The following is a 26,412-nucleotide window of genomic DNA, read 5'->3' as shown; positions in this document are numbered from 1 at the left end:
ACTCCTTTGCTCACAATCAGGTAGTATGTGCCGATAAACGCTGGCCATGACCATACAGAGCCAGCAAGCTGAACCGGGCACAGAAACTTATATGAAGATACCAAAACGATTACAACCCCTCGTTGATGAAGGCATGGTGGATGAGGTGTTGTACCAGTTGATGAGCGGCAAGGAAGCCCAGGTGTTTGTGGTGCGCTGCGGCGACCAGGTGCGTTGCGCCAAGGTATACAAAGAGGCCCAGAAACGCAGTTTCAAACAGGCCGTTCAGTACCAGGAAGGCCGTAAGGTACGGAACAGCCGTCGCGCACGGGCCATGAGCAAGAAAACCCGCTATGGCCAGAAAGAGCAGGAAGACGCTTGGCTGAACGCCGAAGTAGACGCCCTCTACCGCCTGGCGGACGCCGGCGTTCGCGTGCCAGAACCTTTCGGTTTTGTCGACGGCGTGCTGCTGATGGAAATGATTGCCGACGGTGAAGGCAAGGCCGCGCCCCGGCTGGACGACGTTACCCTCACCCCCGAACAGGCCCGCAGTTACCACAGCAAGGTGATTGCCGACGTCGTGCGCATGCTCAGTGCCGGCCTGATTCACGGCGACCTGTCCGAATTCAATGTTCTGGTTGATGCCACCGGTCCGGTCATTATCGACCTGCCCCAGGCGGTTAATGCAGCTGGCAATAACAGCGCGGAGCGCATGCTCGAGAGGGACGTAGACAACATGCGCCGCTATTTCGGCCGCTTTGCCCCGGAACTGCTGAATACCGATTATGGCAAGGAGATCTGGGCCCTTTATGAAGCCGGCGACCTGCACCCCGACAGCCAGCTGACTGGCTGCTTTGAGCACGACACCGAAAGCGCGAACGTGGATGAGCTGCTCGATGTAATTGAAGCCGCCAAGGAAGAAGAATGGGAGCGCCAGGAGCGCCTGCGGGATGCCGAAGACGATGACTGACGTTGCCACCGGGCATTGTACGAAAGCCGGAGGGCCCTGCGGCATTTAATCGTTTAGAATGGCAGGATCAATCTGCGGACCGACAAACATCTCGTTCCCTCATCTCTGCGATCCGTAAAAGGTACACCATGCTTTCAGAACGTTTTTATACCGTCCAGGACGGACGCATTGTTATTACTGCGCCCCAGGCCAGCCATTTTGCCAAAGAGATTGCCGGAGACTTCAACCCTATCCACGATCCGGACGCCCGCCGTTTCTGCGTGCCCGGTGACCTGCTGTTTGCCATTGTGGTCGGGCGCTTTGGGTTATCAGAGAACATGACATTCCGTTTCCGCAATCTGCTGGGGGCAGAAATTCCCCTGGAATTCCGGGAAACCGGCGATGACACCATCGAAGTCTGCGACGAAGCCGGCAAGGTCTACCTGGAAGTGAGCCGCAGCGGTGCGGTAATCCGGGACGAGCAAGTGATTAATGACTTCACCCGCGCCTACGTGGCGGCCTCTGGCAAGAATTTCCCCCACACGCTCAAACCGCTGATGGAATCCCACGGGGTCATGTTCAACCCCGACCGCCCGATGGTGATGTATGAAAGCATGAGCGTGGCGATCAATAAACAGGACAATCTTCAGCCAGACCTGGAACTGAACAAGGCGGACCTGGAAGTGGCGGGCAAGCGCGGCAACGTAACCCTCTCTTACCACTTGATGTCTGATGGCAGCTCGGTTGGTGAAGTGTCCAAACGCCTGATGCTGGGCGGGCTCCGGGAATACTGCCCGGAGGCCATGGCTGGTATTGTTGAGGAGTTTTACCGGCTCAAGGCCCGTGGTACCCGGCTGGGCATGGAAAACGCAGATTAATCGCCCTCAGCAACCCGCTCAAAGGTGTGCAGGCAAACATCTACTGTGAGTGACAGGGAGTTCAGGGCAGCTGCCCGCTCCCGGCCTTCCGCGTTTGCCCGGTAGAAATGGGGCGTCATCGCCAGAAGGTCTGCGATGGGCTCCGCCCCCGCCAGATGCAGTGAAAACCGAACATCTTCCGAAGCCACTCGGCGAAATCCTTCCGGGGCTGGCATCACTTTCTTCGATTCGCTCCGGATTTCAGGATAGATAATTTCCCGCAGCTCCCGCAGGTGATCCTGCCCTGCGTCCACCTGAATCAGCTTGCCGCCCGGTTTGAGAACACGGCCGAATTCCGGGTACACGGGAAAGCCAAACAGGCAGAGAATACGGTCCAGTGAGCCAGGTAGCACCGGCAGATTCGCATTACTGCCCACCACCCAGCTCGGCCGTTTGTCTTCACGCGCCGCCGCCAGTACCGCCCATTTCGAGATATCCAGGCCCAATAGCGCCAGGGAGCGCTCATCGCCCGCCGCCCAGGCCAGTTGCCGCAGGTAATAGCCTTCACCACAACCGGCATCCAGGCAACTCAGTGTGGTGCTGGCCGGCGCATCGTCCAGCGTTGCCCGCGACACCGCCTCGGCAATCGGCTGGTAATACCCTGCCTCAAGAAACCGCTGGCGTGCCGCCACCATCACCTTACTGTCACCCGGGTCCAGCGAACGCTTCTTCTGCACCGGCAACAGATGCACATAGCCCTGCCGCGCCACATCAAAATTATGGCCACTGGCACACCGCCACGAACCCGACTCCCGCTGCAAGGCAGCGCCGTCCAGGGGGCAGGCTAAGGCGTCAAAGGCTGTGATGGTCATTCAATATCCTGTTGTCCGGTTCATCCACCGCGGATTATACATGCCGGGGTCAGACCCCAAGACATTTCGCCCGGTCAAATGTACTGGGGTCAGACCCCGGTACATTTTGTTACATTCGGGGATGGCACTGGGAGCCCCCTCGCAGCCTGCTTATTAGGGGTATTCCTGATAAACTAGGACGCTTGGATTTTCGTATGATCTGCGCCATTGCCGTTTACAGGTAGCTCTATGTCTTTTGTTCCATCGCCGATTCCATTTGCCGCCGATTCCGGCCCTTCCCGCCGCTTCTGTGTGGCCCCGATGATGGATTGGACAACACCTCATTTTCGCTACCTGGCGCGAGTTCTGAGCCGCCGGGCGTTGCTGTATACCGAGATGGTGACCACCGGGGCGTTGATTCATGGGGATACCGAGCGGTTTCTGCGCCATGATCCATCCGAATACCCGCTGGCGCTGCAGCTTGGTGGCAGCCATGCCGGTGAGTTGGCTCATTGCGCAAAGCTGGCGCAGCAGTTCGGTTTTGATGAGGTGAACCTGAACGTCGGCTGCCCCAGTGATCGCGTGCAGAACAACATGATCGGCGCCTGTCTTATGGGACATCCGGATAAGGTGGCGGAAGGTGTGGCAGCGATGATTGCGGCCACGGATTTGCCGGTCACCGTCAAACACCGCATTGGCATCAACGGCCGGGAATCCTGGGACGAGCTGTGCGAGTTTATCGAAACCGTCGCCGCCGCCGGCTGCAAGACGTTCATAGTGCACGCTCGGATTGCCATTCTTGAAGGCCTGAGCCCGAAGGAAAATCGCGACATCCCGCCGCTGAAATACGACTGGGTGTACCAGCTGAAACAGGCCTACCCTCACCTTGAAATCATCATCAACGGCGGCATCAAAACTTTTGAGGATTGCCATGAGCACCTGGCCCACACCGACGGCGTGATGCTGGGCCGCGAGGCCTACCACAATCCCTGGCTACTGGCCGACGTGGATACCGAATTCTTTGGTGAGCCGGCACCTGTCACCAGCCGTCATGATGCCCTGCGCGCCATGTTTCCGTTCATCCAGCAGGAACTGGACCGGGGGGTGTACCTGACCCACATTACCCGCCATATCATGGGCCTGTTCCTGGGCCAGCCAGGAGGGCGACAGTTCCGCCGGCATCTGAGCGAGAACGCCAACAAGCCGGGTTCCGGCCTGGAAGTGGTGGAGCAGGCTCTGGCCAAAGTCAGGGAACCGGAACTCATTACGGAAAGTTGATCATCCCCATACCTTTTGTTGTCTTGTTCCTGTCGTAAGCTGCCGTTATTGTAGGGGTTACAAAGGTATTCTGGAGCTGGATACCGCCATAACACCGCACAACCGGGACGACAGGACGAATGAACAGCAAGCTGGACCAACTGAAGACCATGACCACCGTGGTGGCCGACACCGGCGACCTTGATGCCATTGCCCAATGGCGGCCACAAGATGCCACCACCAACCCCTCACTGCTGCTGAAAGCCGCAGCATCGGAAGCCTACCGCCCGATGCTGGACAAGGCCGTCGCCTTCGCCAGCCAGCGTGGGGGCTCTGGCGCCGAACAACTGACCATCGCCACTGACATGCTGGCGGTGCTGGCCGGTAAAGAAATCCTGAACCTGATTCCCGGCGTCGTCTCCACAGAAGTAGACGCCCGCCTGTCGTTTGACACCGCCGCCACCCTGGAACGCGCACGCCGGTTGATCGACTACTATGACCGCCAGGGCGTAGACACCAGCCGGGTGCTGATCAAGATTGCCTCTACCTGGGAAGGCATCCGCGCCGCTGAGCAGCTGGAAAAAGAAGGCATCCACTGTAACCTTACCCTGCTGTTCTCCTTTATACAGGCTGCCGCCTGTGCGGAAGCCGGTGCCTATCTGATATCACCGTTTGTAGGGCGCATTCTGGACTGGCACCTGGCCAGCACTGGCCGCGACAGCTACCCGGCGGCGGAAGACCCGGGCGTGCAATCGGTCACTCGCATCTATAATTACTACAAGGCCAATGGCTTCAATACCGTGGTGATGGGGGCGAGCTTCCGTAATACTGGCGAGATTGAAATGCTCGCCGGCTGCGATCGCCTGACCATCAGCCCTGCCCTGTTGCAGGAGCTGAAAGACGATCAAGGCGAATTGCCCCAGCGACTGAACGCTGGCAGCGCAAGCACCGCCGACAAACCACACCACGTGGACGAGAAGCGGTTCCGCTGGGAGTCCAACGAGGATGCCATGGCCACCGAGAAACTGGCTGATGGCATTCGCCGGTTTGCCGCAGACCAGATTGAACTGGAAAGCCGGGTGCGGCAGTTAGCGACCGAGGCTGCCTGATCAACACCCCAACCTTTAGCCAAGGGGCGCTGTATGATTGATCGCCTGAAAAAACTGTTTGCAGTGCCGGAATCCGAGCCTGTGCAAACCGACGCCCACCAACTGGCTGTGGCTGCCACAGCCCTGATGGTGCAGCTTGCCCGTGTCGACAATCACGAGGACGAGCGCGAGCTGAAGATTATTGTCGATTGCGCCGTTCAGGCCCATCAGGTTACCCGGGAAGAAGCGGAAGAGATTCTTGCCGACGCCCTGGCACACGCAGAGGATTCCACGTCGTTGTATGAGTTCACCGGACAGATCAACGACCACTTTGACCAGCCCCAGAAACAGGCCCTGCTGGAGAGTATCTGGCGGGTAGCCCTGGCAGACGGCCGTATCGACAAATACGAAGAACACCTTATTCGCCGGATTGCGGACTTGCTGCATCTTAATCATCGGGAATTCATGCAGGCCAGGCACAGGGCGGAAGACGCCGCCGGTTAACCCCAAGGAGATTTCATGTTAGCCATTCTTCACCCCAACACAGAACTGGACAGGGAAGCCTACCGCCAGACCATGCACTACCTGGAAAACCTGCCTGGCGTCAGTGTTCGGGTACATGAGGTTCAGGGTGCCAGCCAGCGGCTGACGGAGATTTATCTGCTGGGCGACACCAAAACCCTGAACAAGGAAGAGATTGAAGCGCTACCCGCCGTGGAGCGGGCCATCCGAATTTCTGATGACTACCGCATTCTGGGCCGCCACAAAGACGATCACCGCCAGAGCGGTTTCACCTACAACGGCGTCGAGTTCAGCCAGAACAACCTGAACATCTTTGCCGGGCTATGTGCGGTAGACGTGCCCGAGCACGTTGAGCAGATGATGCAGGCGCTTGAGGACAATGGCGAGGTCTGCACCCGCATGGGCGCCTACAAACCCCGCACCAACCCATACTCGTTTCAGGGGCACGGCAAGGGCTGCCTGCCCTGGGTCTTCGAGAAAGCCGGCAAGCATGGCATCAAGGTTATTGCCATGGAGATTACTCACGAAAGCCATATCGAAGAAATCGACACCTGCCTGGAGAAACTGGGCCGGCCCACCGGTGTGATGCTGCAGATTGGCACCCGGAATACCCAGAACTTCGAGCTACTCAAAGCCATAGGCCGGCAGAAAACCTACCCGGCACTGCTCAAGCGCGGTTTTGGTATTACCCTGAACGAGTCGCTGAACGCCGCGGAGTACCTAGCCAGTGAGGGCAACGCCAACGTGATTTTCTGCCTGAGGGGCATGAAAACCGAGGCCGGCCAGCCGCACCGAAATATGGTGGATTTCGCCCACGTACCAGCGGTAAAGCGCCTGACTCGCATGCCGGTGTGTGTAGACCCGTCCCACTCCGTGGGCAGCCGGGACCGCTCACCGGATGGTATTCTGGACGTGATGCACGCCACCGCCCAGGGCGTGATCGCCGGCGCCAACATGGTGCTGGTAGACTTCCACCCGAAACCGGAGAAAGCTCTGGTTGACGGCCCTCAGGCCCTGCTGATGAAAGAGTTGCCGGCGTACCTGGAAGATATTCGCCTGTGCCACGACACCTGGAAGAAACGCCAGGCTATTTACCAGACTCTCAAGGATAGTACTGCAGAATGATCGTTTATGGTCACCGCGGGGCCAAAGGTGAGGCTCCAGAAAATACCATGCCCGGTTTTATCCATGCCTATCGGCATGGTATCCGGCACTTCGAGCTGGACCTGGTGCTGTCAAAAGACGGCGTGCCGGTGCTGGTGCACGACCTGACGGTAGATCGCACTACCGGGCAAAAGGGCAATGTCGGCCATTACACGGCCGCTGAGCTGGCCGACATGGACGCTCGGCGCAACACCAGCGCCTGGCCCCGCAAAGCGGGCATTCCGACTCTCGAAAACCTGCTCGACCAGTTCGAGGATCTGGAGCACCTGCAGCTGGAAGTGAAGAAGGACAACCGGGCCCGCCTGAACATACTTTGCAACCGCCTGACAGAAGTTATCCAGCGCCGGAACCTTTACCAGACCGCCGCCGTTACCTCATCCGATCCCTGGTTCCTCAGGGAACTGAGGCGCCGTGACAAGAACCTCCGGATTGGCCTTGTGGCTGAGCGAAAGTTCCCGAAGCCGCTGAACCTGGCTACCCGCCTGGGCTGTGAGTATTTCTGTGTGAACTGGAAGATTCTGAATGCCGACATGGTTGCCCAGGCCCACAAGCGTAATATGCATGTGTCCACCTGGACGGTGAACCGCATTCACGACATGCTGAAGCTGGAAGAGATGGGCGTAGACAGCATTATTACCGACTACCCGACAAGCACACGGATGTTCTTCGACAACCGCGCCAGAGCCGTTCTGAGCTTGCCAGCAAAGGAAGGAATGCCCGAGCCGGCATAATACCGGCGCCGGTACGGAACTGACCGGATCAGAAGATCCGGTTCAGGCCGTTCAATGCCGCCACCCGGTAGGCTTCCGCCATGGTCGGGTAGTTGAAGGTGGTATTGATGAAGTAGTTCAGGGAGTTCGCCTCCCCTTTCTGGTTCATGATCGCCTGGCCGATGTGTACAATCTCAGCCGCCTGGTCACCGAAGCAGTGAATACCCAGAATCTCCCGAGTCTCACGGTGGAACAGGATCTTCAGCATGCCCACCGCTTCACCCGTGATCTGTGCCCGCGCCAGGTCCTTGAAGAAAGCCTGACCAACATCGTATGGCACTTTGGCTTCTGTCAGCTCCCGCTCGGTTTTACCGACGGAGCTGATTTCAGGAATTGTGTAGATACCCGTAGGCACATCATCCACGTATCGGAAATACTCGTCCTGGGTGATATCTGACGAAGCCGCACGGCCCTGGTCATAGGCTGCACTGGCCAGGCTCGGCCAGCCAATCACATCGCCCGCCGCGTAGATGTGGTCCACCACGGTACGGTAGTGGTCATCCACTGCCAACTGGCCGCGGCCATTGGGCACCAGGCCCACATTCTCCAACCCAAGGTTTTCCGTGTTGCCACTTCGCCCGTTGCACCAGAGGAAGGCATCGGCGCGAATTTTCTTACCAGACTGCAGTGAAAGTACCACACCGTGGTCGTCGCCCTTCACCGATTCGTACTGCTCGTTATGGCGAACCAGCACACCGTTGTTGCGAAGGTGGTAGCTGAGCGCATCGGAGATTTCGTCGTCCAGGAATGACAACAGGCGACTGCCCGGGTTGATCAGGTCAACCTTTACACCCAGCCCGGCAAAAATGGAGGCGTACTCGGAACCGATAACGCCGGCGCCATAGATAATCAGGGTGCGCGGGGTGTGGGACAGGTTCAGGATGGAGTCAGAGTTGTAAATCCGGTGATGGCGGAAATCCACATCGGGCGGCAGATACGGACGGGAGCCAGTAGCAATAATGGCCTGTTTGAAGTGGATAGTCTCAACCGACTTGTTACCACGAATTTCCAACCGGTGGGTGTCTACAAACGATGCACGACCGTTAATCAGGTCTACCCGGTTACGGGAATAGAACTGGGTGCGCAGCTTTACCTGCTTGCCGATGACCTTCTGCGCATTCTGCAACACCCTCGGGAAGGAAAACCAGCGCGGCTCGCCGATATCCCGGAACATCTGATTGGTGTTGAAGGTGATGATCTGCTTCACCGAGTGACGCAGCGCCTTGGATGGAATGGTGCCCCAGTGCGTGCAGTTACCGCCCACCGTCGGTTTGTCTTCAATGATGGCGACTCGCTTGTTGTGCTTGGCCGCGTTCATTGCCGCCCCTTCACCGGAAGGGCCGGCGCCAATAACGACGACGTCGTAGTGATGCTCTGCCATGTGCGCAGTGACTCCTTATCTACGCCATAAAATGCGTAGTTCTATTTATTGATGAGTGTCGCTTACTTTTCTGTGCGCGAGGCGTCGTAGGCCAGATCTTCACCTTTCTCAGCGGCCCCGGTCTCGCTGCGGCTTTCCTCACACTTCTGCGTGTTACCGCCACAAATATCACAGGACTGGCTGATGCCCAGGGCACCAATCCCACCGCAGGTGCCGCTGATCGGCTTACGGCCAAAGATCACGCCGATCGACATGCCGGCAATCAGAATGCCCACAATGAACAAAACGAGAAGAAAGGTACCCATACTGCCCTCCTTTACTGAACCACGAAGGAAGAGAAAGCCGGTGTTTCATGCACCTCAAAGCCGCCCTCGCCTCGCACGATGAAATAAGCAGGAATATTTTCCCGCGTTGCCAGCGCCCGTGCCCGCTCATAACCCATCACGGTGAATGCGGTGGCTAGAGCGTCGGCAGTCATACTGTCTTCGGTAATCACCGTCACAGACGCTATCCTGTTGGTGATCGGCTTACCAGTCGATGGATCTATTGTATGCGAGTAACGCTGTCCATCCGATTCGTAATAGTTACGATAGTCACCGGAGGTTGCCATCGCATGCTGATCCATGGCCACTATCTTGCTGACCTGCCTTGCCTGTTCCGATGGCTCTTCAATGGCCAGGCGCCAGGCACCGCCGTCAGGTTTCCGCCCATTGACCCTCACCTCACCACCGATCTCTACAAGGTACGCCTGCACACCTTCACGGTCCAGGTAACGGGCCACCACATCGACACCATAGCCTTTGGCAATCCCGGACAAATCAATGTACTGGGGCTTTTCGCTACGCAACGCCATGGCCTCTGCGTTCAACTCGATATAGCGGTAGCCAGTATCTGCAAGCGCTTTCTCAAGGGCCGCGTCAGACGGCACGGTATCAGGCCGGGCATCCGGCCCAAAGCCCCAGAGATTGACCACGGGACCGATGGTGATATCAAACGCCCCGTCGGTCAGCTCGGCAATTTCCTGGGAACGCTGTATCACTTCAAACAAGGCCGGAGAAAGCTCCGTCCACTCCGACTGGTCCTGTTTGCGATTCAACAATGACAACTCGGAATCTTGCTTCCAGGTTGACATGGACGCATCCACCGCTTCCAGCTCTTTCTGAATACCCTGAGCCAGAGTCTGCAGGCGTTCCCTGTCTTCTGGCAATACGACGTTTATGTGATAGGTCGTTCCGAAGATACCTCCGGAAATCTCCCAGACTTTTTCCTTTTCCTGAAACGAGCAACCCGCCAGGGCAGCCATGATCAGCGTCATAAAGACGCCGACCACAACCACCCTGACGGGTCCAAACATGCGGGATGTCATCTGAGCCTGTTAACCTCCGAAATCATCCAGCATGATGTTTTCGTCCTCAACACCAAGATCTTTCAGCATCTTGATGACGGACGCGTTCATGATTGGGGGCCCACACATGTAGAACTCACAGTCTTCCGGAGCCGGGTGGTCCTTCAGATAGTTTTCGTACAACACGTTATGGATAAAGCCGGTAGGGCCATCCCAGTCGTCAGTCGGAAGCGGATCTGACAGGGCGCAATGCCACTCAAAGTTCTCGTTCTCTGCGGCCAGACCATCAAAGTCTTCCACATAGAACATTTCGCGCACACTGCGGGCACCATACCAGAAACTGATCTTGCGCTTGGAATTCAGGCGCTTGAGCTGGTCAAAGATGTGGGAGCGCATGGGCGCCATACCCGCACCACCACCGATGAACACCATTTCCGCGTCGGTCTTCTTGGCAAAGAATTCACCGAACGGCCCCATCACCGTGACCTTGTCACCCGGCTTCAGGTTGAACACGTAGCTGGACATGATGCCTGGCGGGTGATTAGTTCCCGGAGGCGGTGTCGCAATACGGATGTTGAACTTCAGAAGTCCCTTCTCTTCCGGGTAGTTCGCCATGGAGTAGGCACGGATGGTGTCTTCCTTGTTGATCGCCTTATAACGCCAGATATCGTGCTTGTCCCAGTCTTCGTGGAACTCTTCCTCGATATCGAAGTCCTTGAAATCGATTTCGTAGGGAGGGCACTCCAGCTGCACGTAGCCACCAGCGCGGAAGTCCACTTCCTCGCCTTCCGGTAGCTTCAGTACCAGTTCTTTGATGAAGGTGGCCACGTTGTGGTTAGACACCACCTCGCACTCCCACTTCTTCACGCCGAAGAACTCTTCCGGTACTTCGATCTTCATGTCCTGTTTTACAGGAACCTGGCACGACAGGCGCCAGCCTTCTTTTTCTTCACGGTTGGTGAAGTGGGTCTTTTCGGTGGGCAGCATGGCGCCGCCACCTTCCAGAACCTTACATTTACACTGGGCGCAGGTGCCACCGCCACCACAGGCAGACGACAGGAAGATGCCGTTGCCCGCCAGGGTGTTCAGCAGTTTTCCACCTGCTTCCGTTTTCATGGTGTGTTCCGGGTCGTCATTGATTTCAATGGTGACGTCGCCGGTGCTGACCAGTTTTGAGCGCGCTGCCAGGATCACCGCCACCAGTGCAAGCACGATGACGGTAAACATGACCACGCCAAGAATAATTTCTGTATTCATGGTCTCGCCTTCTCGTAGTTATCCGATGATCCGGGGGCGCATTACAGCGAGATGCCGGAGAACGACATAAAGCCGAGTGACATCAGGCCGACAGTGATGAAGGTAATACCCAGACCACGCAGGCCATCGGGCACATCACTGTACTTGAGCTTCTCGCGGATACCTGCCAGGGCACCAATGGCCAGGGCCCAGCCCACGCCAGCGCCAAAGCCGTACACCACACTCTCACCAAAGTTGTAGTCACGTTCAACCATGAACAGTGACGCACCCAGGATTGCGCAGTTAACGGTGATCAGAGGCAGGAACACGCCCAGCGCTGCGTACAGCGACGGGATGTACTTGTCGAGAACCATCTCAAGAATCTGCACCAGTGCCGCAATAACACCGATGTAGGTCAGCAGTCCCAGGAAGCTCAGATCAACATCTGGGAGTCCCGCCCAGGACAGGGCACCTTCACGCAGAACGGTATTGAAGATCAGGTTGTTCACCGGCACAGACAGAGTCAGTACCACAACCACCGCAATACCCAGGCCAATCGCCGCTTCTACCTTTTTGGAGATCGCCAGGAAGGTACACATCCCCAGGAAGAACGCCAACGCCAGGTTTTCAACGAAAATAGCCGTAACCAGAAGACTCAGATAATGATCCATTAGAAGGCCTCCCGGGTTTTATGGGCTGACATCTTGAAATCAGGCTCTTCAACCTGATCCGGCTTCCAGGTACGCAGTGCCCAGATGCCCAGACCGATGATAAAGAACGCGCTCGGCGGCAGCAGCATCATGCCGTTCGGCACATACCAGCCACCATCGTTAACCGAGGCCAGGATGGTGAAACCAAGCAGTTCACCAGAACCGAACAGCTCACGGAAAAACGCCACGAACAGGATCGCAATGGAGTAGCCCAGACCGTTACCGATACCATCCAGGAAGCTCAGCATCGGCGGGTTCTGCATGGCAAAGCCCTCGGCCCGGCCCATAACGATACAGTTGGTGATGATCAGACCAACGAATACCGACAGCTGCTTGCTGATTTCATAGGCATAGGCTTTCAGCACCTGGTCGACCACGATTACCAGCGACGCAATGATGGTCATCTGTACGATGATCCGGATGCTGTTGGGAATCTGGGTACGAATCAGAGATACCGCCAGGTTTGAAAACCCGGTTACCGCAATAACCGAAGCACACATAACCAGCGTAACGCTCAGGCTGGTGGTAACCGCCAGCGCCGAACAGATCCCAAGAATCTGCAGGGCGATGGGGTTGTTACTGAAAATCGGTTCAAAAAGAACCTTCTTGGCTGATACGTCAGACATGATCAGGCCTCCCCGTCGCGCAGATTTTTCAGGAACGGCGCGAAACCGTTCTCGCCCATCCAGAAGTTGATCAGGTTCTCGACACCGCGAGCCGTCAGCGTTGCACCAGACAGGGAATCAATCTGATGCTCGCTGTCCGGATTGGCACCGCCTTTGATCAGGCGGATCTGGGGCTCACTCTTGTCGTCACCGTAGATCTTCTGGCCAACCCACTGGCTTTTCCAGCGAGGGTTGTCTACCTCACCGCCAAGGCCAGGCGTTTCCGCGTGGTCATAGAAGCCCAGGCCTTCGATGGTGTTCAGATCACCTTCCAGTGAAATGAACCCATACAAGGTGGACCACAGACCAGGACCGTGAACCGGCAACACCACACGAACCAGCTCGCCATCCTCCTCGAGTATGTAAACCGTGGCTGCATGGGCACGACGACGCAGATTGGCGGTGTCTTGCTCACCCGACAGGCGGGTAGACATGTTCGGATCACCGGCAGCGCGGTACTGGTTGTAGCTCAGTACATCAGGTACGCCAAGCTCTTCCGGGGTGGTGAACCGGCCAGTACGCAGGTCAACCAGGCGCGGCTCGAACTGACCAAACAGTTCTTCGATACGGGCCCGATTGGCGCCAGGCTCCGCCATGCCGGCGGCCTGAAGGATATTGGACTTGATGTCCAGCTCTTGGTTCAGGGCCTGCTGCGGGCGCAAGGATACAGCTGCAGCAGACACAATCACGGAGCAAACGATACATAGGGCGAAAGCGACCTGAATGGTCTTTCCGACCGTCTCTTTTTTCTTAGCCACGTGCGAGCCTCCGTTTGATGTTGGCCTGAACCACGTAGTGGTCCATCAGCGGGGCGAACAGGTTGGCGAACAGAATGGCCAGCATAATACCTTCCGGGAAGGCCGGGTTGACCACACGGATGAGGATGGTCATCACACCGACCAGAATGCCAAACATCCAGCGACCGGTATTGGTCATCGCAGCCGATACCGGGTCTGTCGCCATAAACATCATGCCGAAGGCGAAGCCACCCATAACCAGGTGCCAGTGAGCCGGAATGGCAAACATCGGGTTAGTCTCGGACCCGACAATGTTCAGCAGCAGCGACATACCGATCATGCCGATCAACACACCACCGACAATACGGTAGGAGGCAATCTTCATGGCCAGGAGGATCAGACCACCAATCAATATGGCAATGGTGGATGTCTCACCCATGGAACCCTGAATGTTACCCACGAACGCGTTCATCCAGCCGATCTGGGTTTCCAGTGCTTCCAGGCCGCCAGAGGCAGCCCAGCTCAGGGCCGTTGCGCCACTGAAGCCATCAACAGCCGTCCAGACGGTGTCGCCGGAAATCTGCGCAGGATAGGCAAAGTAGAGGAAGGCACGGCCAGTCAGGGCCGGGTTCAGGAAGTTCTTGCCGGTACCACCGAACACTTCCTTACCGATAACCACACCGAAGGTGATACCCAGGGCCACCTGCCACAGCGGGATGGTGGGCGGGCAGATCAGTGCGAACAGTACCGAGGTTACAAAGAAGCCTTCGTTCACTTCGTGACGACGCACAGTGGCAAACAGCACTTCCCAGAAACCACCCACCACAAAGGTGACGGCATAGATGGGAATGAAGTAGGCCATGCCGTAGACAAAGTTGTCCCACCAGCCGGCACCGGAGCCGGTCACGGCCAGGGCGGTGATAAAGGCTTCACGCAGGCCGCCGTCGGCAATCATGGCATCCGGGTTGGCTGCCAGGAAATTGTTGGCCTGAAAGCCAATGTTCCACATACCGAAGAACATGGCAGGGAAAGTACACAACCACACAGTGATCATGATGCGCTTGAGGTCTACGCCGTCGCGCACATGGGCCGTGGTGGAAGTTACTTTGCCAGGGGTGTAGAAAATGGTATCAACGGCTTCGTACAGGGCATACCAGCGCTCGTACTTGCCACCTTTTTCAAAATGATGCTCGATTCCATCGAGAAACTGTCGGATAGCCATCGTATTAGCCCTCGATCTCGATTCGGGTCAGGTTCTCGCGGAGAATCGGACCGTATTCATATTTGCCGGGGCACACAAAGGTGCACAACGCCAGATCTTCTTCATCCAGCTCCAGAGCGCCAAGCTTCTGTGCCACTTCGGTATCGCCAACAATCAGTGCGCGCAGCAGCTGAGTTGGCAGGATATCCAGGGGCATCACCTGCTCATAGGCACCGACAGGCACCATGGCACGCTCACTGCCGTTGGTGGTGGTGGTGAAGTTGAACAGCTTGCCACCGGCCAGCTTGGACAGGTAGATATTCAGCACCGAGAACTTGTTGGTGCCCGGAGACAACCAGCCAATGAACTCACGCTTGGTGCCTTCTTCCAGCACCGACACCTGATTGGCAAAGCGGCCCAGGTAGGCACAGGGGCCATCACCACGACGACCGCCAAATACCGAGCCTGAAATGGCGCGTACTTCGCAATCAGTGGCGATCTCGCCATCCAACAGTTCCGGCAGGCTGGCACCCAGGCGGGTACGAACCAGGCGGGGCTTCAGGGCTTTAGGGCCACCGATGGCCACAATGCGCTCAACCGGCACTTCACCGGTCTCGAACAGTTTGGCAATATCGATCACGTCCTGGTAATTGATGCTCCAGACAGTCTTGCTGACTGAGACCGGGTCCAGGTGGTGGATATGGGTACCCACATTACCGGCAGGGTGCACACCGTCAAACTGATGCACTTCGATGTTGTCTGCTTTTGGTACAGACACGTCGGAGCCGGGCTTGCCTGTCACAAATACCTTACCGTTGGTCAAACGGGAGATAATGGTCAGGCCTTTTTCGAACGCCTTGCTGTTCTCGCCGATAATCACGGTAGGGTCTGCTGCCAACGGATTGGTATCCATGACAGAAACAAAGATGGAGTTCGGTGCGGAGTCGATTTCCGGAACCTTGCTGTAAGGCCGGGTGCGAAACGCTGTCCACAGGCCGGATTCAACCAGGTTATCAACTACCTGCTGGCGTTCCAGGCCAGCAAGATCGGAATCGTTGTAGCGGGCATAGGTTTCCGCCTCATCGCCATCCACTTCGATGACAACAGACTGGAACACGCGACGCTCACCGCGGTTGATTTCTTTCACCACACCGGCTGCCGGTGAAGTATAACGAACGCCTTCGGTCTTCTTGTCCGTGAACAGCAGCGTACCGCGCTTGACACGGTCTCCCTCTTTCACAGCCATCGTCGGCTTCATGCCGTTGTAGTCAAAGCCGATCAATGCCACGTGGCGAATCGGTTTGCCGTCAGTAATGGTCTGTTCGGGAGCGCCGCTGATGGGAAGATCCAGGCCTTTTTTGATCTTGATCATTAGCCTCATCCAATCATCAGAAACTTTTCTGTGGATTTTAACGCCCGGCCCCGCCGCTCGGGGGTGAGAATATGGGTGCCAGACATACCCAAAATCGCGCCAATTATAGAGATTAAGGAAACCTATTTCCACCGGTAAGGAAAATGGTTTTATCCCTCCAAAGTCGTAAAAAAGCCCCGGTAGCTCACGCTACCGGGGCCTTTTGATCCGACTTGACTGAAACAGACTTAGACTTTAGTCACGTGCCCGCTTCGGAAAGATCGGGTAAGTTACGCCGGCCATCTGATTGACACAGCGGATAACCTGAGCGCTGTAACCGAACTCGTTGTCGTACCATACGTACAGAATCAGGCGCTTACCGTTGGCGATGGTGGCTTGGGCATCGACAATGCCCGCATGGCGGGAGCCTACGAAGTCTGTGGATACCACTTCCGGGGAATTCACGAAATCGATCTGCTTCTGCAGCTCAGAGTGCAGAGCCATGTCGCGGAGGTAATCGTTCACCTTCTCTACATCCACGTCGGACTTCAGATTCAGATTCAGGATGGCCATGGACACGTTCGGCGTCGGCACCCGGATAGCATTACCGCTCAGCTTGCCCTTGAGCTCCGGCAGCGCCTTGGCAACAGCCTTGGCCGCACCTGTCTCGGTAATAACCATGTTCAGTGCTGCGCTACGGCCACGACGGCTACCCTTGTGGTAGTTATCGATCAGGTTCTGGTCGTTGGTGTAGGAGTGAACAGTCTCAACATGACCATCTTCAATGCCGTATTCGTCGTTGATGGCCTTCAGCACCGGGGTAATGGCGTTGGTGGTGCAGGAAGCAGCGGACAGGATCTTGTCTTCGTCGGTAATCCAGTCGTTGTTGATACCATACACGATGTTCTTGATGTCGCCCTTGCCTGGCGCGGTCAGGATAACGCGGCTGACACCCTTGGACTTCAGGTGCAGGCCCAGACCTGCTTCATCACGCCACTTACCGGTGTTGTCGATCACAATGGCATTGTGGATGTCGTAGGCGGTGTAATCGACCTTGTCCGGGCCATCGGAATAGATCACCTTGATAAAGTTGCCATTGGCGATCAGGGCGGAGTTTTCTTCATCAACGGTGATGGTGCCATCGAAGGGACCATGCACGGAGTCACGGCGCAGCAGGCTGGCGCGCTTTTCCAGATCGTTCTCTGCACCGCCCTGGCGAACCACAATGGCTCGCAGGCGGAGATTGTTACCGCCGCCGGCTTTTTCAATCAGGATGCGGGCCAGCAGACGGCCGATACGGCCAAAACCATAGAGCACTACGTCTTTGGTTTCGTTCTGGGCGTCCTGCTCTGACTGACTGGCATACTGGCCAACCACCGGGCCGATTTCACGCTTCAGGAATTCGGTGAGGTCACCGCCTTCAGCCTTGAACTTGACCGCCAGCTTGCCGATGTCCACGTGGGCGCGACCAAGATCCAGCTTGTCCATGGCCTGCAGAATCGGCAGCGTGTCGTGAACGGACAGCTCGCTATTCTCAACCTGACGAACAAAACGATGGGCACGGATGATGTCGATCACCGACTGGTTGATGATCGCCCGGCCGTATACCGACGTAACAACGTTGTTTTTGCGGTACAGGCGGCCAATCAGCGGGATCATCGCTTCGGCGGTGGACTCTCTTTCTGTCCAGTTGGACAGGTGCTGGTTGATTTGTTCGTGACTCACGGTTGGAACCTCGTATAGCACTGGGAATAATTTTAAGGCGCACATTATCCAACTTAAGACGCCCGACGGCAAATAGCGATTTGTCGGTACCAGCCATGACACTGAAACCCCCGAACGCTAGAATAGCGCCGCTCGGTTCCAGACGCGCTAACTCAGGAGATTTGACAGCTCATGCCCCAAGGTTCCGCCCGTGCGGCCTCACCCGCCCCGTTGATTGCCCCGACGCTGCCGGATAAAAGCGCCGACCACCGCAAATGGGGCCAGCTTCACGGTTGCAGTGACGCTCTGGCCATCTGCGAGAGCGCCAAGCTGCACAAAGGACTGACCCTGGTGGTCACCCGAAGCACTGATGAGGCCATCCGCCTGGAGCAAGCCATCCGGTTTTTCCTGAACCTGCCACCGGAAGAAGACGGCGCTACGGTGACCGCAGACGGCCTCGAACTGTTGTCGCTGCCGGACTGGGAAACCCTGCCCTACGACCTGTTTTCACCCCACCAGGACATTACTTCCAGGCGTATCCGCACCCTGCACCGGTTGCCATCCACACGCCACGGTATTCTGGTGGTGCCCGCCCGCACCCTGATGCATCGGCTGGCGCCGCCAAGTTACCTACAAGGCAACACCCTGCTATTAAAAGTAGGCCAGAGCCTAAATATCGACAGCTGGCGAATGCAACTGGAGGCTGCGGGATATCACCACGCTGAAAATGTGTATGAGCACGGTGAATATGCCGTGCGCGGGGCGATTCTGGACATCTACCCCATGGGCTCCAACCTGCCCTACCGGATTGACCTGTTCGACGACGAAATCGAAACCTTGCGCACGTTTGACCCGGAAACCCAGCGCTCCATTGACCGAATCGAACAGATCGAACTGCTGCCAGCCCATGAGTTCCCCTGGCACAAAGAGGCCCGGTCCGGCTTCCGCAACCGCTGGTTTGAACATTTCCCCCATGCCGACAAAGACGCCCCGGTCTATCAGGACGTCAGTAACGGTATTACCCCGCCAGGCATCGAGTATTACCTGCCATTGTTCTTTGACCAGACCGCCACTCTGTTCGATTACCTGCCCGCCACCACACTGGTGTTTACCGCAGACGGTCTGAACGATGCCGTTGCGGCTTTCGATGCGGAAACCCGCGCCAGGCACGAGGACCGCCGGCACGACCGGCTGCGACCGATTCTGCCGCCGGCCGAGCTTTTCCTGCTACAGGACGAAGTGTTTGGCCAGATCAAGCGATACCCGCGCATCACCTGCACCCCCGACGCCATGGACGGCGCCGGCACTGCCAATTGCGGCGCCACACCGCTACCGGATGTCGCCATGGATGGCCGGGCAGCAGACCCAGCCGGGCGCCTCAAGCGTTTTATCAAAGATTTCCCGGGCCGCGTGCTGATTTGCGCCGAGTCTTCCGGCCGGCGCGAAGCCCTGATCGAGAACCTGCGGGATCACAAGCTAAAGCCTGTCACCCTCAGCGGCTGGCAGGCATTCACTGAAAGTGACAGCGCGACCCTGGCCATCACCATCGCGCCGATGGAACAGGGAATGGTGCTACCGGAGCAGAACCTGGCCCTGATTACGGAAACCGCCCTGTTCGGCGAACGGGTTCTGCAGCGACGCCGGCGTGAAAAGCCCACGGAAGTGGACGACCACGGCTACCGGGACCTGTCCGAACTGCGTATCGGCTCGCCGGTGGTGCATATTGACCATGGAGTTGGCCGTTACAAAGGCCTGGAAACCATCGACGCCGGTGGCCAGGCCGATGAGTTCCTGACCCTGGAATACGCCGGTGGCTCGAAACTCTACGTTCCCGTTTCCAGCCTGCACCTGATTTCCCGCTACGCCGGCACCGACGAAGAGCACGCGCCCCTGCACAAGCTCGGCACCGACCGCTGGAGCAATGCCAAACAAAAGGCCCTGGAGAAGATACGCGATACCGCCGCCGAGCTGCTGGACGTTTACGCCCGCCGCGAAGCCCGCAAAGGCTTCCAGTTTGAAGACCCGAAAGAGGCCTACCGGGCGTTCGCCGCCGGCTTCCCGTTCGAGGAAACGCCGGACCAGCAGGTAGCCATTCAGGCGGTGTTCGAAGACATGACCGGCGAACGCCCCATGGACCGCCTGGTATGCGGTGATGTGGGCTTCGGAAAAACCGAGGTAGCCATGCGTGCGGCCTTCCTGGCCACCTGGTCCGGCAAGCAGGTGGCGGTGCTGGTGCCCACTACCCTGCTCGCCCAGCAGCACTACGAATCCTTCCGGGATCGTTTTTCCGACACCCCGGTCACCGTGGAACTGCTCAGCCGTTTCCGAAGCGGCAGCCAGACCACCAAAGCCATGACAGCCATTGAGGAAGGCAAGGCAGACATCGTGATCGGCACCCACAAATTGCTGCAGGGCGATGTGAAGTTCAAGAATCTGGGCCTGGTCATTATTGATGAGGAGCATCGTTTCGGTGTTCAGCAGAAAGAACGACTGAAATCCCTGCGGGCAGAGGTGGATATGCTCACGCTGACCGCCACGCCGATCCCGAGAACCCTGAACATGGCCATGGGTCACCTGCGGGACCTGTCGATCATCGCCACGCCCCCGGCCCGCCGGTTGTCGGTCAAAACCTTCGTGCGCCAACGTGAAGAGGCCATGGTGAAAGAGGCGATCCTTCGGGAGATACTGCGTGGTGGCCAGGTGTATTTTCTGCACAACGATGTGTCGACCATTGAAAAAACCGCCGAAGATCTGCGCAGACTGATTCCGGAGGCCCGGGTGGGCGTCGCCCACGGCCAGATGCGGGAACGGCAGTTGGAACAGATCATGTCGGACTTTTACCACAAGCGCTTCAACGTGCTGGTCTGTACCACCATTGTGGAAACCGGCATCGACATTCCCAGCGCCAACACCATCATCATCGAGAGAGCCGACAAGTTTGGCCTGGCCCAGCTGCACCAGTTGCGCGGCCGGGTTGGCCGGTCCCACCACCAGGCCTACGCCTACCTGCTAACGCCACCACCGAAAAGCATCTCCAACGATGCCAAGAAACGCCTGGACGCCATCGCCGAAGCCCAGGACCTGGGCGCCGGCTTCATGCTGGCCACCCACGACCTGGAAATCCGGGGCGCCGGCGAGTTGCTGGGCGAGGAACAGAGCGGGCAAATTGAAAGTATTGGTTTCACCCTCTACATGCAGTTGCTGGATGAGGCGGTAAAAGCCATTCGCGAGGGCCGTGCCCCAAATGCGGAACTGCCGTTGAGCCACGGCACCGAAATGAATCTGCGCATCCCGGCATTGATTCCCGACGACTACCTGCCCGATGTGCACAACCGCCTGATGCTGTACAAGCGCATTGCCAGCGTACAGACCGAAGATGAATTAAAAGAACTTCAGGTTGAGATGATCGACCGCTTCGGATTATTACCCGAACCGGCCAAGAATCTGATCAACCAGACCCGGCTGCGTTTGAAAGCCGAAGCTCTGGGCATCGGAAAAGTGGACGCTGGCAAGGAATGGGTGCGACTGGAGTTCGGTGCGACCACACCGGTGGACCCTCTGGTACTGGTTAAAAAAGTGCAATCCGCGCCGGACACCTACAGGCTGGAAGGCGCCAACAGCTTCCGCTTCCGGCTGAATGATGATTCAACCAGTGGTAAACTCGACGCCATTGCAGCCATGCTCACGGAATTGACGCCCGGCGATAAGCCAGCCAAGGCGTTGTGAGCAAACAACGACTCAGGTGGAGTAAGACTCTTGCAAGCCCAGCATTTCTGTTTACGGCACACAGTGATCGGTTCCCTTCTGGCAGCGGCCTTCATGCTCGCCCCGACCGTCCTGATGGCCCAAAGCCAGTCAGGCAACGCACCCCGCGACTACTACCGGGCCGAGTTCATTATTCTGGAGCGACTGGTTGACCCATCCGGCATTGACGAGAAGATGGCTGGTAAACAGGTTGAGCCAACCATTCAGCCAGACAAAGCCCTGTGGGTGGATCAGGCCGACGGCAGCCGCCTCTCCGATCTGAAACTGGTACCGCAGAGCGAGCTGCACCTGAATCAGGCCGCCCGGCGCCTTGAAAACAGCGGTAACTATCGGATTCTGGCAGCCACCGGCTGGTACCAGGCGTTCCCGCCCGACTACGACGGCGAACCGCTTCAGGTCGCACTGGGCGACTGGCTGGCTGAAGCCGGCCAGCGGGCGGTGGAAGGCCATATCACCATTGACCGGCAACGGTTCCTGCACGTGGGCATTCATCTTAACCACTGGATGATTGACGAGAGCTCGCCGGCTTCACCACTTCAACTGGTCACCTGGATCAGGGAAACCCGCCGCATGCGCAGTGAGGAAATCCATTTCATTGACTCCCCCACGATCGGCGTACTGGTGTTCTTCAAGCGGGTGGAGTGAGCACCTCAAGCTGACCAAGGCCGGCCATTGAGCGCTCGAGGATCAACCGGACCCCGGACATCCCCTGCTCAATGGCCTCTTCAATCTCGGCCATGGTAATGATGTGGTCGGATTTGCCCGCCGCCCAGTTCACCACCAGGCCCAGACTCACGTAACGCATCCCCAGTTCCGCCGCCAGCACCGCCTCAGGCATGCCGGTCATACCCACGATATCACAGCCGTCGCGCTCCATGCGGCGTATTTCCGCAGCGGTTTCAAGGCGCGGCCCCTGAGTGGCGCCGTACACGCCGAAATCCGAGAACGGCACGCCCGCCTCCCGGGCGGTTGCAACCAGTAACTCCCTGGCCTGTTGGTCGTACGGCCAGGTGAAATCAATGTGGGTGACGTGCTCCAGCTCGCCTTCAAAGAAGGTACTCGGCCGGCCCCAGGTGTAGTCAATCAGCTGATCGGGAATGACCACATGGGCCGGGCCCATCTCAGGGTGGATGCCGCCAACAGCGTTAACACCCACCAGGGTGCGAACGCCGGCATCGTAGAGCGCCTGGATATTGGCCCGGTAGTTCACCTGATGGGGCGGAATCCGGTGCGGGTTACCGTGCCGGGACAGAAACATCACCTTCTGTTGCCCCAGCACGCCATGAACCAGAGCGGAAGACGGCTCCCCCCAGCTGGTGGAGACGGTTTCCTCGCCCACAATGGTGAGATCACTGAGGCTGGCCAGCCCGGTTCCACCAATGATACCAACCGGCTTGCTATCAGCGACTGCTGTCATTCTTGCTCTCCACCTGTTTGCCTGCGTTTTGCTCCCGATTATCCTCATTTCCCGGCTCGGATACTGACGACTCATCGCTGTCATTGCCACTAACCTTCACGCCATCGGGAAGGTGCAGTGTGCGGGTCGGGAAGGCCACTTCGGCGCCATGACTTTCGATAATGTCACTGATCTTCAGCAGAACATCCTCTTTGACCTCGTGGAACCGGACCCATTGGGTAGTCTTGGTAAAGGCATAAACCATAATGTCGAGGGATGACGCATTGAAGGCCAGGAAATTCACAATCAGCGTCTCATCGGCCGCAATGTCTTCATGATTCTTGAGCATGTCACGTATTTCATCCACGATTTTCTTCATGGAGTGGACGTCTGCGTAGCGAATGCCGATGGTTTCCGAGATACGGCGGTTGGTCATCCGGGACGGATTCTCCACCGCAATGGTAGTGAAGGCCGCATTGGGAACGTAGAGCGGGCGCTTGTCGAACGTACGAATGGTCGTCAGGCGCCAGCCGATGTGCTCCACCGTACCCTCAATATTCCTGTCCGGGGAACGCACCCAGTCGCCCACTTTAAAGGGGCGGTCCAGATGGATGATAAAGCCACCAAAGAAGTTGGCCAGCAGGTCTTTCGCCGCAAAACCCACGGCAATACCACCCACACCACCAAAGGCAAGAACCCCGGAGATACTGAATCCGAGGGTCTGCAATGCGGTCAGAACCGCGGTAATAATGACAACCGCCCGCAGCAGCTTACTGATCGCGTTCACCGTGGTGTAGTCCATCGGTTTACGCATTTTCATGGGCGAGACCAGAATCTTCTCCGCCTCCTTGACCAGCCTGAGCAGTGCCCAGACAAGAACCCAGACAAATCCGATCTGCAACAGCGTACCGTTCGCCTTGAAGATTTCAGCATCGGAGAAGTGGTGGGCAACCTCTGCTGCCCAATAGACCCCCTGCAGCCAGATAAACGCCACAACCGGCTTGCGGGCGGCATGGAGCAAAGCGTCGTCCCAGAGATTACGGGTGGCACTGAATTTGTTCTCCAGCGCAACGATCACGCGGGATGCAATGAATGCGGCAGTAGCCGTCGCAAACACCAGCATGAAGATCAGAATACCGGCACGCCACCCTTCCGAAAGCATTCCGAAATCTTTTATCCAGCTGTTCAAAATGCTTAATGTTTCTCCGATCATCGTATCCCTCTGAACGTCAGTAATTAAAGAATCAAGACCCGGGTGCCCGGCGCAACGCGTTCAAACAGGTCCGCAACGTCCTGATTGCGCATGCGAATGCATCCATGGGAGTGGGCAACGCCCATAGGCTCGGTATCCGGCGTGCCATGGATATAGATAAAGCGGCGAAACGTATCGACCCCTGGCCCACGATTACGCCCCCATTCACGGCCGCACAGCCAGAGAATTCGGGACAGGATCCAGTCCCGGTCTGGGTGCGCCGCGGCCAACTCCGGCGAATAGCGCTCACCGGTGGGCCTGCGCGCGATAAACACCGTGTTCAGCGGCAGGCCGCGGCCGATCATGGCCCGCACATAGTGTTCACCGCGAGGTGTGCAACCGCTGGCGTTACGCTCCCCGGGACCATTCAGGGCAGTGGATATCCGGTAACGGGCTAACGCCTGCCCGCTGGAATCCACCAGCACCAGGGTCTGGTCGGTGATGGAAATCTCAATGTGCGAGATCAGGCTGGATGGTGTGTGTACAGGGGGCACGGCTCCCTCCGGTTAAAAACCAGAGGGAAGCCTACCCGAGGCGGGGAACCTCAGGCAACAGAGACTTTGCTCTCAGGTGGCGGAGTCAGCAATTTATCGGGCGCTTGCATGCCGGCTGCCAGGAATGGCACCAGCCTGGCGGCAATCTCCTGCACGGAGGTTTCAACACCCAGTTTGTTCTGCAGGATATCCCGCAAAGCATCACTGCTGGACATGGTGAACGCCGTGGCTCCCAGCATGAACTGGATGCGCCAGTAACGGTCAACGGCGGTGAGTTCCGGCGTAGCCTCTTTGAGCAGTCGCATGAACCGGCCAAACGGCTGGCTGTATTCCTGCTCCAGGAACTTTCGCAGATGGCCCTGGGACTGGGTGTAAGCCAGCCCCAACAGGCGCATGAAGATGGAAATGCCACGCTCATTGCGCTGGGGCATCCGTATGGCACTCTCAGTGAGCGCCCAGAGGGTCTGGTTTAGCGTGGGGGGATTGCCGTCACACCGCTCTTCCAGGTCGTCGAAGGCGGTTTCCAGAGTCGCCGAAAATGGCGTCAGAAATCGGGCAAAAACCGCGTGGATCAACGCGTTTTTAGACCCAAAGTGATAATTGACAGCGGCCAGATTTACTTTAGCCTTACTGGTGATCATCCGGAGTGATGTTTCGGAGAACCCCCGCTCGGCAAACAGCTCCTCAGCAGCGTCGAGTATGCGGTCAACGGTATCAGACTGCGCCATGTTGTTTTCAGTGCCTCTAGCAAACGTCTGTTTGAAACATACGTTTGAAGACCCGCCATGTCAAGTTCGCTCGGCCGGCACCGCGGCAACCGATTGCCAACCCTTATCGATGGCTTCCTGATTACCATCGAAAAACGCCTGCTGAACGCGGCTGTACGCCTTTTCTGCTTCCAGCATGTAAATCAGATACAGGCGCACATACTCCCGCCGGACAAGTTGCCTGGCCAGAACCCGCTGTTCACTCAAGCGGATAATATCGCTGAACCTGGGATGCTTCAGTGCGGGGTTATACTCCGCCATCCTGGCGCATTGCCAAACCAGCCCCTCCTTGCCTTCCAGATGCTCCACGTGCTTCCGGGCATCGCGCAGCAGGCGCTGCCGCTTAACCACAAGGTCCAGATAGGACGGCTTCTCAGTGTAGATCCGCCGGATGATCGGCACTCCCAGCAACAGGATGATAACGAAGGCTCCAAAGCCACCACCGGCAATCCAGGCCGGGATGAAACCGGTGAGCCCGGAGAGAAAAATGGTGGCGGCCACCAGTGCACTGAACACCCACAGGTCGCGACTCCGGCGGGCGGCAGCCATCTGATAGTTGGTTGGCCAGTCAGACATCGACAACAGGTCGAAATCCATCAGCAGCACCCGATCACACTGGCGCAGCATCAGTCTTAGCTTGCGCTGCTTTGATTCCGCCAGCGCTTTCTCTATGTCACCCTGTGACTCGCGCCCTGCCTCGTTGTCCTGCTCATCACCCCCCTCCTGTTCGGCGGGCTCCGGGGTTCGATCAGACTCCGACCGCGCCGCCTCTGATGCTTGCAGAGCCGCAGTGCGCTGAGCCGAGTTCAGGGCAGACCCCGCAGCGTCGGGCACCGGATCAGCCGCACGGCCCGGCCTCAGGACCGCGCCCGGAGCGTTGGCATCGTCTGTCAGGTTCTTTGCTGTTTGCTCAGCCATGAGGCCACCTTATCGGTTCGTTCCTTTTGCAAGTATCGGCCAATACGACTGTT

The 26,412-nt window shown here is 57.6% G+C and carries 25 protein-coding genes; 9 read left to right on the top strand and 16 right to left on the bottom strand.

Annotated features, from left to right (window positions below):
- Window positions 1–91 precede the first annotated feature (91 nt).
- Together RVM24_RS03395 and RVM24_RS03390 are read left to right on the top strand one after the other, a co-directional pair.
- On the top strand, window positions 92–949 hold the full coding sequence (locus RVM24_RS03395) for a PA4780 family RIO1-like protein kinase (protein ID WP_431474972.1): 858 nt from the start codon (window positions 92–94) through the stop codon (window positions 947–949).
- A gap of 128 nt (window positions 950–1,077) precedes the next feature.
- Complete coding sequence (locus tag RVM24_RS03390; RefSeq protein ID WP_431474971.1) at window positions 1,078–1,806, top strand: DUF3581 family protein; 729 nt, start codon at window positions 1,078–1,080, stop codon at window positions 1,804–1,806.
- Here RVM24_RS03390 and RVM24_RS03385 read toward each other — a convergent pair.
- Complete coding sequence (locus RVM24_RS03385; RefSeq protein ID WP_106695446.1) at window positions 1,803–2,657, bottom strand: putative RNA methyltransferase; 855 nt, start codon at window positions 2,655–2,657, stop codon at window positions 1,803–1,805. The genes RVM24_RS03390 and RVM24_RS03385 overlap by 4 nt on opposite strands.
- A gap of 228 nt (window positions 2,658–2,885) precedes the next feature.
- Between RVM24_RS03385 and dusA the strand changes: the two genes are divergently transcribed.
- The 5 genes from dusA (at window position 2,886) to RVM24_RS03360 (ending at window position 7,398) form a co-directional block, all read left to right on the top strand.
- Window positions 2,886–3,914, top strand: coding sequence for a tRNA dihydrouridine(20/20a) synthase DusA (gene dusA, locus RVM24_RS03380; RefSeq protein ID WP_431474970.1), 1,029 nt, complete (start codon window positions 2,886–2,888; stop codon window positions 3,912–3,914).
- A 119-nt stretch (window positions 3,915–4,033) separates the two neighbouring features.
- Entirely contained in the window at window positions 4,034–5,002 is a 969-nt protein-coding gene (gene tal / locus RVM24_RS03375; RefSeq protein ID WP_286254835.1) for a transaldolase, read from the top strand.
- Between the two features lie 33 nt (window positions 5,003–5,035).
- The gene (locus RVM24_RS03370) at window positions 5,036–5,485 is read left to right on the top strand and encodes a TerB family tellurite resistance protein (RefSeq protein ID WP_061331864.1); all 450 of its coding nucleotides are present in this window, start codon (window positions 5,036–5,038) and stop codon (window positions 5,483–5,485) included.
- 15 nt (window positions 5,486–5,500) lie between these two features.
- A complete protein-coding gene (locus tag RVM24_RS03365; protein ID WP_431474969.1) occupies window positions 5,501–6,628 on the top strand; it encodes a 3-deoxy-7-phosphoheptulonate synthase in 1,128 nt (375 codons plus the stop codon).
- Entirely contained in the window at window positions 6,625–7,398 is a 774-nt protein-coding gene (locus RVM24_RS03360; RefSeq protein ID WP_431474968.1) for a glycerophosphodiester phosphodiesterase, read from the top strand. The genes RVM24_RS03365 and RVM24_RS03360 overlap by 4 nt, the downstream gene beginning before the upstream one ends.
- A gap of 28 nt (window positions 7,399–7,426) precedes the next feature.
- On the opposite strand, the gene sthA is transcribed toward RVM24_RS03360, so the two are convergent.
- The 10 genes from sthA to RVM24_RS03310 all read right to left on the bottom strand — a co-directional run bounded on the left by sthA (window position 7,427) and on the right by RVM24_RS03310 (window position 17,788).
- A complete protein-coding gene (sthA, locus tag RVM24_RS03355; protein ID WP_230714280.1) occupies window positions 7,427–8,818 on the bottom strand; it encodes a Si-specific NAD(P)(+) transhydrogenase in 1,392 nt (463 codons plus the stop codon).
- Between the two features lie 62 nt (window positions 8,819–8,880).
- Window positions 8,881–9,123 carry a (Na+)-NQR maturation NqrM gene (nqrM, locus tag RVM24_RS03350; RefSeq protein WP_230714282.1) on the bottom strand — a complete coding sequence of 81 codons (243 nt, stop codon included), beginning with the start codon at window positions 9,121–9,123 and terminating at the stop codon, window positions 8,881–8,883.
- 11 nt (window positions 9,124–9,134) lie between these two features.
- Window positions 9,135–10,184: an FAD:protein FMN transferase gene (locus RVM24_RS03345; RefSeq protein ID WP_330165890.1), complete on the bottom strand. Its 1,050-nt coding sequence runs from the start codon at window positions 10,182–10,184 to the stop codon at window positions 9,135–9,137.
- Between the two features lie 9 nt (window positions 10,185–10,193).
- On the bottom strand, window positions 10,194–11,420 hold the full coding sequence (gene nqrF, locus RVM24_RS03340) for an NADH:ubiquinone reductase (Na(+)-transporting) subunit F (RefSeq protein ID WP_061331858.1): 1,227 nt from the start codon (window positions 11,418–11,420) through the stop codon (window positions 10,194–10,196).
- A gap of 41 nt (window positions 11,421–11,461) precedes the next feature.
- Complete coding sequence (nqrE, locus tag RVM24_RS03335; RefSeq protein WP_058090111.1) at window positions 11,462–12,070, bottom strand: NADH:ubiquinone reductase (Na(+)-transporting) subunit E; 609 nt, start codon at window positions 12,068–12,070, stop codon at window positions 11,462–11,464.
- Complete coding sequence (locus RVM24_RS03330; RefSeq protein WP_058090112.1) at window positions 12,070–12,735, bottom strand: NADH:ubiquinone reductase (Na(+)-transporting) subunit D; 666 nt, start codon at window positions 12,733–12,735, stop codon at window positions 12,070–12,072. Before RVM24_RS03330 ends, nqrE begins: the two co-directional genes overlap by 1 nt.
- Before the next feature lie 2 nt (window positions 12,736–12,737).
- On the bottom strand, window positions 12,738–13,532 hold the full coding sequence (locus RVM24_RS03325; protein ID WP_061331857.1) for a Na(+)-translocating NADH-quinone reductase subunit C: 795 nt from the start codon (window positions 13,530–13,532) through the stop codon (window positions 12,738–12,740).
- Window positions 13,525–14,733, bottom strand: a complete 1,209-nt coding sequence (locus RVM24_RS03320; RefSeq protein ID WP_072677624.1) for an NADH:ubiquinone reductase (Na(+)-transporting) subunit B — start codon at window positions 14,731–14,733, stop codon at window positions 13,525–13,527. Before RVM24_RS03320 ends, RVM24_RS03325 begins: the two co-directional genes overlap by 8 nt.
- A gap of 4 nt (window positions 14,734–14,737) precedes the next feature.
- Window positions 14,738–16,084 carry a Na(+)-translocating NADH-quinone reductase subunit A gene (locus RVM24_RS03315; RefSeq protein WP_072677625.1) on the bottom strand — a complete coding sequence of 449 codons (1,347 nt, stop codon included), beginning with the start codon at window positions 16,082–16,084 and terminating at the stop codon, window positions 14,738–14,740.
- Window positions 16,085–16,318: 234 nt separating this feature from the next.
- The gene (locus RVM24_RS03310) at window positions 16,319–17,788 is read right to left on the bottom strand and encodes a glyceraldehyde-3-phosphate dehydrogenase (protein WP_061331854.1); all 1,470 of its coding nucleotides are present in this window, start codon (window positions 17,786–17,788) and stop codon (window positions 16,319–16,321) included.
- Window positions 17,789–17,959: 171 nt separating this feature from the next.
- Between RVM24_RS03310 and mfd the strand changes: the two genes are divergently transcribed.
- Window positions 17,960–21,493 (top strand): transcription-repair coupling factor, encoded by a 3,534-nt coding sequence (gene mfd / locus RVM24_RS03305; protein WP_431474967.1) that lies wholly within the window; start codon window positions 17,960–17,962, stop codon window positions 21,491–21,493.
- 30 nt (window positions 21,494–21,523) lie between these two features.
- On the top strand, window positions 21,524–22,177 hold the full coding sequence (locus tag RVM24_RS03300; RefSeq protein WP_431474966.1) for a CsiV family protein: 654 nt from the start codon (window positions 21,524–21,526) through the stop codon (window positions 22,175–22,177).
- Here the strand turns inward: RVM24_RS03300 and RVM24_RS03295 are convergent.
- From RVM24_RS03295 to RVM24_RS03275, 5 genes are read right to left on the bottom strand one after another with little or no spacing between them, the layout of a single operon-like run.
- Window positions 22,161–22,949, bottom strand: a complete 789-nt coding sequence (locus tag RVM24_RS03295) for an S-methyl-5'-thioinosine phosphorylase (RefSeq protein ID WP_431474965.1) — start codon at window positions 22,947–22,949, stop codon at window positions 22,161–22,163. The genes RVM24_RS03300 and RVM24_RS03295 overlap by 17 nt on opposite strands.
- Window positions 22,933–24,141: a mechanosensitive ion channel family protein gene (locus RVM24_RS03290; RefSeq protein WP_431474964.1), complete on the bottom strand. Its 1,209-nt coding sequence runs from the start codon at window positions 24,139–24,141 to the stop codon at window positions 22,933–22,935. The genes RVM24_RS03295 and RVM24_RS03290 overlap by 17 nt, the downstream gene beginning before the upstream one ends.
- A gap of 23 nt (window positions 24,142–24,164) precedes the next feature.
- Window positions 24,165–24,674 (bottom strand): L,D-transpeptidase family protein, encoded by a 510-nt coding sequence (locus RVM24_RS03285; protein WP_431474963.1) that lies wholly within the window; start codon window positions 24,672–24,674, stop codon window positions 24,165–24,167.
- 50 nt (window positions 24,675–24,724) lie between these two features.
- Window positions 24,725–25,402, bottom strand: coding sequence for a TetR/AcrR family transcriptional regulator (locus tag RVM24_RS03280; RefSeq protein ID WP_061331848.1), 678 nt, complete (start codon window positions 25,400–25,402; stop codon window positions 24,725–24,727).
- 60 nt (window positions 25,403–25,462) lie between these two features.
- Window positions 25,463–26,359, bottom strand: a complete 897-nt coding sequence (locus RVM24_RS03275; RefSeq protein ID WP_106695436.1) for a hypothetical protein — start codon at window positions 26,357–26,359, stop codon at window positions 25,463–25,465.
- Between the last annotated feature and the right edge of the window lie 53 nt (window positions 26,360–26,412).

Origin of the sequence: Marinobacter sp. KM021, assembly GCF_050707965.1 — a bacterium.
Classification (GTDB): Bacteria; Pseudomonadota; Gammaproteobacteria; order Pseudomonadales; family Oleiphilaceae; genus Marinobacter; species Marinobacter shengliensis.
This window is presented reverse-complemented; position numbering and strand designations above follow the sequence as displayed.